Source organism: Streptomyces sp. NPDC042259 (assembly GCF_055582085.1).
Genome location: NZ_JBVJDW010000003.1, coordinates 706,497 through 719,414 on the forward strand (window position 1 = coordinate 706,497; position 12,918 = coordinate 719,414).

Annotated in this window: 8 protein-coding genes; 2 read left to right on the plus strand and 6 right to left on the minus strand. The window is 72.2% G+C overall.

The genetic code is table 11. From position 1 onward, the window contains the following. Nucleotides 1-52: 52 nt before the first annotated feature. Together ACZ6MA_RS11915 and nrdR are read right to left on the minus strand one after the other, a co-directional pair. Nucleotides 53-2,923: a vitamin B12-dependent ribonucleotide reductase gene (locus tag ACZ6MA_RS11915; protein WP_469433057.1), complete on the minus strand. Its 2,871-nt coding sequence runs from the start codon at nucleotides 2,921-2,923 to the stop codon at nucleotides 53-55. A gap of 116 nt (nucleotides 2,924-3,039) precedes the next feature. After that, nucleotides 3,040-3,552, minus strand: coding sequence for a transcriptional regulator NrdR (gene nrdR / locus ACZ6MA_RS11920; protein WP_469433058.1), 513 nt, complete (start codon nucleotides 3,550-3,552; stop codon nucleotides 3,040-3,042). Between the two features lie 637 nt (nucleotides 3,553-4,189). Between nrdR and lexA the strand changes: the two genes are divergently transcribed. Beyond that, on the plus strand, nucleotides 4,190-4,975 hold the full coding sequence (gene lexA / locus ACZ6MA_RS11925) for a transcriptional repressor LexA (protein ID WP_130881823.1): 786 nt from the start codon (nucleotides 4,190-4,192) through the stop codon (nucleotides 4,973-4,975). Between the two features lie 142 nt (nucleotides 4,976-5,117). Here the strand turns inward: lexA and ACZ6MA_RS11930 are convergent, their stop codons facing one another. The 4 genes from ACZ6MA_RS11930 to ACZ6MA_RS11945 all read right to left on the minus strand — a co-directional run bounded on the left by ACZ6MA_RS11930 (nucleotide 5,118) and on the right by ACZ6MA_RS11945 (nucleotide 11,423). Next, nucleotides 5,118-7,091 (minus strand): ATP-dependent DNA helicase, encoded by a 1,974-nt coding sequence (locus ACZ6MA_RS11930; RefSeq protein ID WP_469433059.1) that lies wholly within the window; start codon nucleotides 7,089-7,091, stop codon nucleotides 5,118-5,120. Between the two features lie 90 nt (nucleotides 7,092-7,181). Then, on the minus strand, nucleotides 7,182-7,871 hold the full coding sequence (locus ACZ6MA_RS11935) for a GNAT family N-acetyltransferase (protein WP_469433061.1): 690 nt from the start codon (nucleotides 7,869-7,871) through the stop codon (nucleotides 7,182-7,184). A 58-nt stretch (nucleotides 7,872-7,929) separates the two neighbouring features. After that, nucleotides 7,930-9,882 (minus strand): IucA/IucC family protein, encoded by a 1,953-nt coding sequence (locus ACZ6MA_RS11940; RefSeq protein WP_469433062.1) that lies wholly within the window; start codon nucleotides 9,880-9,882, stop codon nucleotides 7,930-7,932. 26 nt (nucleotides 9,883-9,908) lie between these two features. Beyond that, complete coding sequence (locus tag ACZ6MA_RS11945) at nucleotides 9,909-11,423, minus strand: aminotransferase class III-fold pyridoxal phosphate-dependent enzyme (protein ID WP_469433063.1); 1,515 nt, start codon at nucleotides 11,421-11,423, stop codon at nucleotides 9,909-9,911. 289 nt (nucleotides 11,424-11,712) lie between these two features. On the opposite strand from ACZ6MA_RS11945, the gene ACZ6MA_RS11950 reads away from it, so the two are divergent. Then, a complete protein-coding gene (locus tag ACZ6MA_RS11950) occupies nucleotides 11,713-12,915 on the plus strand; it encodes a trypsin-like serine peptidase (RefSeq protein WP_469433064.1) in 1,203 nt (400 codons plus the stop codon). Nucleotides 12,916-12,918 lie beyond the last annotated feature (3 nt).

Below are 12,918 nucleotides of genomic sequence, written 5' to 3' on the forward strand. Positions count from 1 at the left end.
ATGCCGAAGGGGAGCCGGCACCGGGCCGGCTCCCCTTCGGTTCATCCGACCGTCAGCTGCAGCCGCTGGTCGAGCCGCAGCCCTCGCAGAGGTAGCAGCTGCCCGCGCGGCGCATCTTCGTGCCACAGGAGAAGCACAGCGGCGCGTCCGCGTTCAGGCCGAGCTGCATCTCCACCAGCTCGGTGGAGTTGTGGACCTGCTTGGGGGCCGGGACCACGGCCGCCGGCTGCTCCGGGGACTCCGCCTTCGGGGCCTCCAGCTGCCGCGGCGCGGACTGCGCCAGGCCCTCGACGTCGACCTCGTCGTCGGACGGCTCGTACGAACCGGTGTCCAGGTGACGCTGACGCTCCTGGGCGGAGTGGATACCCAGCGCCGAGCGCGTCTCGAAGGGCAGGAAGTCCAGCGCCAGGCGGCGGAAGATGTAGTCGACGATCGACTGCGCCATCCGCACGTCCGGGTCGTCCGTCATGCCGGCCGGCTCGAAGCGCATGTTGGTGAACTTCGAGACGTAGGTCTCCAGCGGCACGCCGTACTGGAGGCCGACGGAGACGGCGATGGAGAAGGCGTCCATCATGCCCGCGAGGGTCGAGCCCTGCTTGGACATCTTGAGGAAGACCTCACCGAGACCGTCGTCCGGGTAGGAGTTGGCCGTCATGTAGCCCTCGGCGCCACCCACCGTGAAGGAGGTGGTGATGCCCGGACGGCCCTTGGGCAGCCGCTTGCGGACCGGACGGTACTCGACGACCTTCTCCGCGACGGGCGCGGCCTCGGGGGCCTTCGCCTGCTCCTTCTTCTTCGCGGAGAGCGGCTGGCCGACCTTGCAGTTGTCGCGGTAGATCGCGAGCGCCTTCAGACCGAGCTTCCAGCCCTCGAAGTAGACCTCCTCGACCTCTTCGACGGTCGCCGACTCGGGCAGGTTCACGGTCTTGGAGATCGCGCCCGACAGGAACGGCTGCGCGGCGGCCATCATGCGCACGTGGCCCATGGCGGAGATCGCGCGCTCGCCCATGGCGCAGTCGAAGACCTCGTAGTGCTCGGGCTTGAGGCCCGGGGCGTCGATCACGTTGCCGTGCTCGGCGATGTGGGCGACGACCGCCTCGACCTGCTCCGGCAGGTAGCCCAGGCGCTTGAGCGCCTTCGGCACCGTGTTGTTGACGATCTGCATCGAGCCGCCGCCGACGAGCTTCTTGAACTTGACCAGGGCCAGGTCCGGCTCGACGCCCGTGGTGTCGCAGTCCATCATCAGGCCGATGGTGCCGGTGGGGGCCAGCACGGAGGCCTGGGCGTTGCGGAAGCCGTTGCTCTCGCCCAGGCGCAGGACGTCCTGCCACGCCTCGGTGGCCGCGGCCCAGACGGGGGTGTCCAGGTCGTCCACGCGCTTGGCGGCGCCGTTGGCGTCGGAGTGCTGCTTCATGACGCGCTGGTGGGCGTCGGCGTTGCGGGCGTAGCCGTCGTACGGGCCGACGACCGCGGCCAGCTCGGCGGAGCGGCGGTAGGAGGTGCCGGTCATCAGCGAGGTGATGGCACCGGCGAGGGCGCGGCCGCCGTCGCTGTCGTAGGCGTGGCCGGTGGCCATCAGCAGGGCGCCGAGGTTGGCGTAGCCGATGCCCAGCTGGCGGAAGGCGCGGGTGGTCTCGCCGATCTTCTCGGTCGGGAAGTCGGCGAAGCAGATGGAGATGTCCATCGCGGTGATGACCAGCTCGACGACCTTGGCGAAGCGCTCGGCGTCGAACGACTGGTTGCCGGCGTCGTCGTCGCGGAGGAACTTCATGAGGTTGAGCGAGGCGAGGTTGCACGAGGAGTTGTCCAGGTGCATGTACTCGCTGCACGGGTTGGACGCGGTGATCCGGCCCGACTCCGGCGAGGTGTGCCAGTGGTTGATCGTGTCGTCGTACTGGATGCCCGGGTCGGCGCAGGCCCAGGCCGCCTCGGCCATCTTGCGGAAGAGGCCCTTGGCGTCGACCTCCTCGATGACCTCACCGGTCATCCGGCCGCGCAGACCGAACTTCGAGCCGGACTCGACGGCCTTCATGAACTCGTCGTTGACGCGGACGGAGTTGTTGGCGTTCTGGTACTGGACGGACGTGATGTCGTCGCCGCCCAGGTCCATGTCGAAGCCGGCGTCGCGCAGGGCGCGGACCTTCTCCTCCTCCTTCACCTTGGTCTCGATGAAGGCCTCGACGTCGGGGTGGTCGACGTCGAGGACGACCATCTTGGCCGCGCGACGGGTGGCGCCGCCGGACTTGATGGTGCCGGCGGAGGCGTCGGCGCCGCGCATGAAGGAGACCGGGCCGGAGGCGTTGCCGCCGGAGGAGAGCAGCTCCTTGGAGGAGCGGATGCGGGAGAGGTTCAGGCCGGCGCCGGAGCCGCCCTTGAAGATCATCCCCTCTTCCTTGTACCAGTCGAGGATCGACTCCATGGAGTCGTCGACGGAGAGGATGAAGCAGGCGGAGACCTGCTGCGGCTGGGCGGTGCCGACGTTGAACCAGACCGGGGAGTTGAAGCTGAAGACCTGGTGCAGCAGGGCGTAGGTCAGCTCGTGGTCGAAGATCTCGGCGTCCGCCGGGGAGGCGAAGTAGCCGTGCTCCTCGCCGGCCTTGCGGTAGGTGCGCACCACGCGGTCGATGAGCTGCTTGAGGCTCGCCTCGCGGTCCGGGGAGCCGACCGCGCCACGGAAGTACTTGCTCGTGACAATGTTGACCGCGTTCACCGACCAGGAGTCGGGGAACTCGACGCCACGCTGCTCGAAGTTGATCGAGCCGTCGCGCCAGTTGGTCATGACGACGTCACGACGCTCCCAGACCACCTCGTCGTAGGGGTGGACACCGGGAGTGGTGTGAATGCGCTCGATGCGCAGACCCTTGGCACCCTTGTTTCCCTTGGAGCGGGAACCTCGTGCCGGGCCGCTCGTCGTCTCTGTCATGCCGCCTCCCTCTACGGGCAAAACGCCCTAATGCGCCCAATTCTTCCGTGGCGCGATGTGTGTCTTCCACCCGTGCGCGCGGGGCACGCCGGGCTGGTCCTGTGTGGTCGCCGTCGCTAGTCGGCGGCCGCGGCGGGCGCGGGAACGTCGACGTCCTCGCCTCGGCCGACGGTGTCCGCCGCGGACCGCTGGCCACGGAGCTCCGCGACGGCGGCCTCGAAGTCCTCCAGCGAGTCGAAGGCCTGGTACACGGACGCGAACCGCAGATACGCGACCAGGTCGAGATCCTTGAGCGGGCCGAGTATGGCGAGCCCGACGTCATGCGTGGAGAGTTCGGCGCTGCCCGTGGCGCGCACCGCCTCCTCGACCCGCTGGCCGAGCTGGGCCAGGGCGTCCTCGGTGACCGGCCGCCCCTGGCACGCCTTGCGCACGCCGGAGATGACCTTGTTGCGACTGAAGGGCTCGGTGACCCCGCTCCGCTTGATCACCATGAGTGACGCGGTCTCCACCGTCGTGAAGCGGCGGGAGCAGTCGGGGCACTGGCGGCGCCTGCGGATCGAACAACCGTCATCGGTGGTCCGGCTGTCGACGACCCTGCTGTCGGGGTGCCTGCAGAAGGGGCAGTGCATGGCTCTCCACCCTCCTTCACCCTCGAGGAACCTCGAAAAAAGCTGTACACGATCTTCGGCTTCGAACGGGCCCGTCCAGGCCTCGCGAAGCAGCCCCCAGCATAGGCGATGACCGCGGCCCGAATGCACCAGGGCCCACCCATGGACCACTACTGGTGGGTGGCCGCCGCCCATCAAACCACTAGATCTGGTGCCGGGCGGGCAAGCGCGCCGAGCGCGTGTCGCGGCGTGCAGGAGCCGCGCCGACAGCATCGGACAGGGCGCGGGACGCGCGGGAGAGACCCCGCTCGGGGCTCCGCAGACCCGTGAATGGCACACTGGGCCCGGCGCACGGAGCCCCCGACGAAACCCTGCACCGAACCCCTGGAACCGCCCCGCGGCGGGCGCCGGGGCCCGGGCGCGGACCCCGGCCACCGGCGGCACTTCGGGCGCATTGCCGGATTCCGCGATACTCGCTCCATCCGGCATCCTTCGCACCGAAGGCTACCGCAATGGGCGAATTGATCTCCGCCTGTACACCTTCCCGCCTGATCACGTCAGGTAATCTCCGATATTTCACTCGAACGTGTGTTTGGCGCAACCTTTCGAAAGCAACTACCGTTGTCCAGCTAGGGAGAACATCTCGAGAGGGGCCGACGTGACCACCACCGCAGACAGCGCCACCATCACCGCCCAGGACCGCTCCCAGAGCCGACTCGACCAGGCACACCCGATGAATGACGCAGCCATGAACGCCGAGGGGCAGAAGCCGGCCCGCTCACTCCCGGGACGCCCACCAGGAATCCGGGCGGACAGCTCCGGACTCACCGACCGGCAGCGTCGCGTGATCGAGGTCATCCGGGACTCGGTCCAGCGCCGCGGTTACCCACCGTCCATGCGAGAGATCGGCCAGGCGGTGGGGCTCTCCAGCACCTCTTCCGTGGCCCACCAGCTGATGGCCCTGGAGCGCAAGGGATTCCTGCGCCGGGACCCGCACCGCCCCCGGGCCTACGAGGTGCGCGGTTCCGACCAGCCGAGTTCCCAGCCGACCGACACGACCGGCAAGCCCGCCGCGTCGTACGTGCCCCTGGTCGGCCGGATCGCCGCCGGTGGCCCGATCCTCGCCGAGGAGTCCGTCGAGGACGTCTTCCCCCTCCCCCGCCAATTGGTGGGTGACGGCGAGCTGTTCGTGCTGAAGGTGGTCGGCGATTCCATGATCGAAGCCGCCATCTGTGACGGCGACTGGGTAACGGTGCGTCGTCAGCCCGTCGCGGAGAACGGCGATATCGTGGCCGCGATGCTCGACGGCGAGGCGACCGTCAAGCGCTTCAAGCGCGAGGACGGCCATGTGTGGCTGCTGCCGCACAACGCCGCCTACCAGCCCATTCCCGGTGACGAGGCCACCATCCTCGGCAAGGTCGTGGCGGTGCTGCGGCGGGTGTGAGTGCGCGAAGACCGGGCCCCGGGACCACTGCGCCGGTTCCGGGGCCCTGCTGTGTGCGGCCGCGCCCTGCCGCGCGCCCGACGCCGTCTCTCGCCGGCCGACGCTGCCGCCGTCGGCCGGCGTCACCGCTCCTCGGCAGGTGTTACGTGGCGTCCGCCTTCGCCGCGGCGTCGATGGCCGCCAGTGAGCGGCGCGCCTGGTTACGGTCCGTGGTGTACCAGAAGTCCGGCATCGAGGCGCGCAGGAAGCTGCCGTAGCGGGCCGTCGCCAGCCGTGGGTCGAGCACCGCGACCACGCCGCGGTCGCCGGACGCGCGTACGAGCCGGCCGGCCCCCTGCGCCATCAGCAGCGCCGCGTGCGTCGCCGCGACGGCCATGAAGCCATTGCCGCCCGCCTCCTCCACGGCCTTCTGCCGGGCGCTCATCAGCGGATCGTCGGGGCGCGGGAAGGGCACCCGGTCCATGACGACGAGCTGGCAGTTCACCCCCGGCACATCGACGCCCTGCCACAGGGACAGGGTGCCGAACAGACAGGTACGGGCGTCGGCGGCGAAGGTCCGGATCAGCTCGCCCAGCGTCTCCTCACCCTGGAGCAGGATCGGCAGATCGAGCCGGCCCCGCAGCGCCTCGGCCGCGGCCTGCGCGGCCCGCATGGAGGAGAACAGCCCGAGGGTCCGGCCGCCCGCGGCCTCCATCAGCTCGGCCAGCTCGTCCAGCATGTCGCCCCGGCTGCCTTCCCTGCCGGGCTGGGACAGATGCTTGGCGACGTAGAGGATGCCCTGCTTGGGGTAGTCGAACGGGGAGCCGACGTCGACGCCCTTCCACTGGGGGAGGTCGTCACCCTCGACGCCCTCGGGGGCGAGGCCCAGGGAGGCGCCGACGCCGTTGAAGTCGCCGCCGATCTTGAGCGTGGCCGAGGTGAGCACCACGGAGCGCTCGTTGAAGAGCTTCTCGCGCAGCAGGCCGGAGACCGACAAGGGCGCGACGCGCAGGGACGCGCCGAAGCGGTCGTGCCGCTCGTACCAGACGACGTCGTACGGGGAGCCCTCCACGATGCGCTCGGCCACCGTGTGGATGCTCTCCACGGCGGCGAGAGCCTGCTTGCGGACCGCGTCCTCGTCCTGGACGGACCGGTCGCGGGTGTCGCCGATCGCCGAGATCACCGTCCGGGAGGCGTCGCGCAGCGCCATGAGGGCGTAGCCGAGGTCCTCCGGGATCTCCTCCAGCCGCCCGGGCAGGGCCAGCTCCATCAGCCGGTCGAAACTCTCGGCGGCGGTCTGCAGCGCGTCGGCCGCCTTCTCGTCGACGAGCTTGGCGGCCCGCCGCACGGCGCGGTTGACCTGGCCGGGAGTGAGTTCGCCGGTGGCGACGCCGGTGACCCGGGAGACCAGCTCGTGCGCCTCGTCGACGATCAGCACCTCGTGGCTGGGGAGCACCGGGGCGCCCTCGATCGCGTCGATGGCGAGGAGAGCGTGGTTGGTGACCACCACATCGGCGAGCTTGGCGCGCTCGCGGGCCGCCTCGGCGAAGCACTCGGCGCCGTACGCGCACTTCGAGGCGCCGAGGCACTCGCGGGAGGTGACGGAGACCTGGGACCAGGCGCGGTCCGAGACGCCGGGCGTCAGATCGTCCCGATCGCCGGTCTCCGTCTCGTCCGACCAGTCGCGCAACCGCAGCAGGTCCTTGCCGAGCTTGCTGGTCGGGGCCGCCGCCTCGAAGGGGTCGAACAGCCCCTCCTCCTCTTCCTGCGGTGCTCCCTCGTGCAGCCGGTGCAGGCACAGGTAGTTCGACCGGCCCTTGAGCATGGCGAACTGCGGCCGGCGGCGCAGCAGGGGGTGCAGGGCGTCGACGGTCCGCGGCAGATCGCGCTCGACGAGCTGGCGCTGGAGCGCGAGCGTCGCGGTCGCGACGACGACCCGCTCACCGTGGGCGAGGGCCGGCACGAGGTAGCCCAGGGACTTTCCGGTGCCGGTGCCGGCCTGCACCAGCAGATGGGCGTCGCCGTCGATGGCTTCCGCGACGGCTTCGGCCATGGTGACCTGGCCGGGACGCTCACTGCCCCCGACGGCGGTGACGGCGGCGTGCAGCAGGTCGGTGAGGGAGGAGGAGGCAGTCATAGCTCTTCCAGCCTAAGGGGCGGCACTGACATCGCCGTCCTCACGGAGTGCGGAGTGCGGAAAAAGCCGCCACCCGGCACGACGGCCGCGTCACAGGACGCCGCGCAGGGAGCGGTCGCGGATCATCAGTGCCACGCGCTTGTCGGGCAGGTCGACTTCGCCGGTCAGCCGGAAGCCCGCGCCGAGGAAGGCGGCGACGCAAGGGGTGTTGCGGAGGTCGGGTTCGGCGACGACCCGGCCACAGGACGGCCGGTGGTCCAGGACGAGGTCGGCGACGGCCCGCAGCAGGGCCGTGCCCATGCCCCGGCCGCGGTCGGAGACCTTGCCGATGAGCAGGTGCAGTCCCGTGTCGTGCGGCCGGGCCGGGTAGTAGCGGGCGATGGGGTCGAGGTCGGCGCGGTAGACCTCCCAGTAGCTCATGGGCACGCCGTCGAGCACGCCGAGGCAGGGCACGCTGCGCCCGTCGCCGTCGAGCTGGGCGCGGAGGTGGTCCGCGCTGGCGCTGTCGGGCCCGGCCAGGCCCCAGAAGGCGGCGACGGCCGGGTCGTTCATCCAGCGGGCGACGAGTCGCAGGTCGCGCTCGATCCGGACCGGTACGAGCTGGAACGCGCCGGCCGGGGTGTCGACGGGGCCCCAGCCGGCGAGACCGTCCAGCAGGTCGGGGGCCCGGAAGGCGGACGCCTCGGGACGGTCGTAGGCGATGAGTTCGACGAATTCGTCGGAATGGCGCAGGTCGAGGGTGTCGGAGCCGGGGTCCGCCTCGGCGTCGGTGGGTGGCACGGCGTCGCTCTCCTCTCGGCCGTCCCGCTGGGTACCGCGATGTCGGGACGGTCGTCGCTCATGGGGCGGAGGTGACAAGGGGGTTGGTGATGGTGACGTAGACGGACTGGGTGTCGACGGGCCCGACGAGTTCGTCGAGCCCCCGCAGCCGGGTGAGCAGGTTGGCCTTGCACCGGAGGGTGGGGGCCTCCAGCAGGTGGGCCGCCAGGGGTGAGGGGTGGGGCGCGCCCTCGCCCCGCGCCGTCGCGGCTTCCTTGAGGAAGCGGCGGAGCGCGGCCAGCAGGATCCGCTCGTCGGCCAGCCGCTGGGCGCCGAACGCGCCGATCAGACCGAGAACGTTGTTGATGCCCAGGTAGTAGGCGAACCGTTCGTCGGCCACGTCGTCGGCCACGAACGTGTCGCTCTCCGCGCCGATCCCGGGGAGGCGGCCCTCGAGGGCGGGGCGGCGCGATTCCCGGAAGTAGTAGCCCTGGTTGTCGCGGTAGCGCCCGCCGACGGGCCAGCCGGCGCGGTCCAGCAGGACGAGGGTGTTCTGCTGGTGGGCCTCCAGCGCGATGCCCGCCTCGCCGTCCAGCCACAGCACGGGCCGTACGACCGTCTCCAGGTAGCGCAGGAACCACTCCGCGGAGACCGCGCCCGCCGGCCGGCCGGTGCGCAGGGCGAGCCCCGCGACGATGCCCGCGAGCCGGGAGCCCATGGCCCGTCGTCCGTCCGGACCGGGCGGGCCCGGCCAGGGGCGCGGGGAGACGAGCCCGGCCAGGCAGACGGCGTCGTCGCCGGGGCCGAACGGGTTGTGCCGGATGACGACGTCGAGGCCGGGCAGCGGTGTGCCGTCGGGCGCGTCGACCGCGAGCCAGGCCGGGTCCCGGACGATGTCGAAACCCAGGCCGCCCGGGCAGGCCGCCCGCCATCGCTCGGCGAGTCCGCTGCGCAGCAGACGATGCACTTCGACCCCGCGGCGCAGCTCCTTGCGGAGGTTCTCCCGGCGGGAGTTGGTGATGCGCACCCCGAGGGAGAGCTTCAGCATCGCGGGCGCGCCCGAGCGGTAGACCGTCCGTACGGAGGAGGTCGGGGACCAGGGCTCGCCGCAGGGGCCGAGGCCGCGCAGCAGTCCGGCGTCGAGGAGCGGGGCGACGGCGGGGCGGTGGCGGAGGTCGCGTGCCTGCCAGGGGTGCAGCGGCAGGGGCACCGTGTCCGGGGGGAGCCCGAGACGGGGGCCGGCGAGCCGGGTGGCCAGCGTGGCGGCCTCCACGGCCCGGCCGCGCTCGGTCCACGCGGAGTCCGTGGCCAGCACGGAGCGGTGGACGGCCAGCCAGTGCAGGGGGAAGGAGCCCCGCGACTCCGGGGAGTACAGCGGTGCTTCGGCGTCGGAGAAGCCTTCGCGGCTCTTGGGCGCGGGGTGCAGCGGGTGGCCGAGGACGAGGGCCTGCTCGCCGTAGAGGAAGAGGTCTCCGCCGTCCGGGTCGGCCGGCCGGGCGCGCCGGTCCGCGACGAACGCGGCGGTGCGGCGTACCGAGTCGGCGACCCGCCCGACGAGATCGCCGCTGTCCCCGCCCGGAGGCGGCCCGTCCTGCCGTCCCGCACGGTAGGAGGCCTCGCGGCCGAGGAGGGCGGCGAGGGTGACCGCGTCGACACAAGGGGCGCCGGCGGGGGCGTCCGCCAGCTCGGGCGGCCCGAAGCGGTGCCAGCCGGCGGCGGACCAGTAGCGGACGGGGACGCGGAGGGCGGTGCCGCTCGCGGGGAGCGGGACGCGCAGGGTGGGGCCTTCGGGGTGGGCGGTGCCGCTCTCGCGCACCCAGCAGCGGAGCAGGTTCTCCACGGTGGCAGCGTCGGCGGTGACCGACGGGTCGGGGTGCTCCAGCGGGTCGGGCCCGTCGGGGCGGCCGGTGGGGGCCGGGGGCCCGTCGGGGAGTCCGGTCTGGTGCGGCAGCGTGGAGACGGTCCGGTGCCGCGGGCCGGGATCAGGGCCCTGGCCGACGGTGGACGCATCGGTGTCGGGGGACGCGTTCATGCGCTGTGTGGCGAGCACCCCGGCGGTCAGGCCGGGGATGCGGCGCCTGCCTCCTTCGGCGTGGGGTGTTCCGACGGGCTGGGGGGCGTGGTGTCGCCCGGGTGCGGCGACGCGCCCGGCGTCGTCCGCCCGCCGGGGCCGCCCGGCGCACCGAGGTGGGTGGTGCCGTGGTGGTTCGGGGCACTCCGGGTGCCGGGGGGCCGCCGGGGCGCGGCGTGTGAGAGGGCGTCGAGGGCGTCGGAGAACCGGTCGAGCACCGCCTCCGTCTGCTCGTCCGTGGTGGTCAGGGGCGGCAGCAGGCGGATCACACCGGAGGAGCGGCCGCCCGTCCCGACGATCAGCCCGCGTCGCAGACACTCCCGGCGCACGGCGGCGGCCGTCGTGGGAGCGGCCGGGAACGGCGGGCGGCCGCTCCCGTCGGCGGGGCAGGGGGCCTCCGGGTCGACGAACTCCACGCCGATCATCAGGCCGCGCCCTCGTACCTCCCCGATGTGGTCGCACGTCGCAGCCATCGCCCTGAGCGCGGCCAGCAGCCGTGCGCCCAGCACGGCGGCGCGCTCGGGGAGACGGTTCTCCCGGACGTACCTCAGCGTCGCGGCGCCCGCCGCCATGGCGAGCTGGTTGCCCCGGAAGGTCCCCGCCCGGTCGCCGGGTGGCCCGGCGTCCAGCCCGTCCCGGTGGACGACGGCGGCGAGCGGGAGGCTGCCGCCGATGGCGTCGGACAGGACCATGACATCGGGGACGACGCCGCTGTGCTCGACGGCCCAGAAAGCGCCGGTCCGGCCCACCCCGGTGTGTCTCTCGTCGGCGATCAGCGTGATGCCGTGCGCCGTGGTCAGCTCCCGCATCCGGCGCAGCCATCCGTCCGGGGCGGGGATCACGCCGCCCTCGGCCGGCACGGGTTCGACAAGCATCGCGGCCGGGCCGCCCGCCCGGCTCCCCCGGTCCTCCAGCAGGCTCCGTGTCCGCTCGGCCGCCAGCCGGGCGCCGTGCGCACCGCCGACGCCGAACGGGCAGCGGTAGTCCTGCGGATAGGGCAGCCGGATCACACTCCCGCCCGGCGCGGCCGCGGCGAGCTTGTCGTGGGCGGCGGTGAAGGCGAGCAGCCCGGTGCGTCCGGTGGCCTTCCGTGCGAGCCCCAGCGCGGCCCGCACGGCGTCGGTGCCGGCCGGGCCGCAGAAGCGGATCCGTGCGGAGTCGGCCCAGGGGCGTGGCAGCGTGGCGAACAGCTCTTCGGTGAAGGCGTCCCGCACCGGCGTGGCCAGGTCCATGTCGTGCAGCGGCGCACCGGAGTCAAGAACGGACCGGATGGCTTCGAGCACGACCGGGTGATTGTGCCCGAGGGCCAGCGAGCCCGCCCCGGAAAGGCAGTCGAGATAGCGCCTGCCGTCGGCTCCCTCGACGGTCAGCCCCCGGGCGCGTACCGGCACGACGGGCAGCGAGCGGGGATAGGTGCGGGCCGCGGACTCCCGGGCCGGCTGCCGCCGGGGGGACTCCGCGCGCGCCGACGGCCCCACGGGCGGTAGCTGGGTCAAGGCCACGGCTCTGGGTCCTCCTGCTGAACACTGGTCGGCTGTCCCCCGTACGTACCAACGACGCCACGGGCCACGGAACACGGCCCGGCGTCAAGATCCTTCGAGGCGGAACCGAGGACCCGCGATCACCCGTCTCCCACCACACCGGGCATAGTGTGGTGCCGCGCCCCGCCACTGGGGCGGTGCATGACAAGTTCATCAGTGCCCGTGCCACGGACGCATCGGCGTGCGACCGACGGGTGCACTTTCACGACGAGCCACGACGAGCAGAGATCAACCAGGGGGAATCCACTCCATGTCACCCATACGCCGGCCGGCCATGGCGGCCGCCGCCCTCGCCGCCGCTCTGGCGCTGACCGCCACCGCGTGCGGACCGACCGACGACAAGGCCGCGGGCGGCGACACCAAGCCGAGTGCGAGTGCCGGCCAGGCGAGCGACGACCTCCCCAGCCTTCCCAAGGGCATCCCCTCGCAGGACCTGGAGAAGTGGAAGCAGAAGTGGAAGGAGGGGGCCTGGAAGAACTGGGACAAGGACCAGTGGATGCGTGAGGCCCGCGACTTCATCAACCCGATCATCAAGGAGCACTGGAAGCCCGGGAACATGAAGGACGCCCGGGCCGGCGACAAGACACTCGCCACCCAGGGCGCGCCGGGCACGGTGCCGGGCTCGGGGGCCAGCGACCAGGGCGTCACCGACCCCGAGCCGCGGCCGGTCACCGCGAAGGCCGTCAAGCTGCCCTACCGCCAGAACGCGGCCCCCGTCGGCAAGGTGTTCTTCGACGGCCCGCAGGGCCACATGGTCTGCTCCGCGACCGTCGTCAAGGACCCGGCCCACCCGGGCAAGTCCAACATGGTGTGGACCGCGGGTCACTGTGTGCACGCCGGACAGAAGGGCGGCTGGTACCGCAACATCGCCTTCGTCCCCTCCTACAACGACAAGGGCCTGCCCGCCTCGCAGGTCAACAGCGCGCCGATGCAGGACGTCGCGCCGTACGGCGTGTGGTGGGCGAACTGGGCGCAGACGTCCTCGCAGTGGATCGCGCAGGGTGCCGAGACCGGTGGCGCGGGCGCGCCGTACGACTTCGCCGTGCTGCACGTGAAGCAGGAGACCCCCACGGGCAAGTCCCTCGAGGAGACGGTCGGCAACGCCCTGCCCGTGGACTTCAGCACCCCGCCGGTGAAGTCCATCCCGTCCATGGGCGCCTGGGGCTACCCGGCCGCCGCGCCGTTCGACGGGCAGAAGATGTACGACTGCGTCGACCGGCCGGGCCGCCTCACCCTGCAGCCCGCGCAGCCGACGATGTACCGCATCGGCTGCACCATGACCGGTGGTTCGTCCGGCGGCGGCTGGTTCGCCAAGGGGGCCGACGGCAAGCTGGCGCTCGTCTCCAACACCTCGATCGGCCCGGCCGGCAACACCTGGCTGGCGGGTCCGCGCCTGGGCCCGGAGGCGAAGGGCGTCTACGACGCGCTCAGCCGGAAGTTCGCCAACCAGTAGTTC

Bases quoted from the DNA above. Each gene is read 5' to 3' on its own strand.
- ACZ6MA_RS11950 (WP_469433064.1), top strand. From the start codon at position 11,713: ATGTCACCCATACGCCGGCCGGCCATGGCGGCCGCCGCCCTCGCCGCC.
- nrdR (WP_469433058.1), bottom strand. From the start codon at position 3,552: ATGCACTGCCCCTTCTGCAGGCACCCCGACAGCAGGGTCGTCGACAGC.
- ACZ6MA_RS11915 (WP_469433057.1), bottom strand. From the start codon at position 2,923: ATGACAGAGACGACGAGCGGCCCGGCACGAGGTTCCCGCTCCAAGGGA.
- ACZ6MA_RS11930 (WP_469433059.1), bottom strand. From the start codon at position 7,091: ATGACTGCCTCCTCCTCCCTCACCGACCTGCTGCACGCCGCCGTCACC.
- ACZ6MA_RS11940 (WP_469433062.1), bottom strand. From the start codon at position 9,882: ATGAACGCGTCCCCCGACACCGATGCGTCCACCGTCGGCCAGGGCCCT.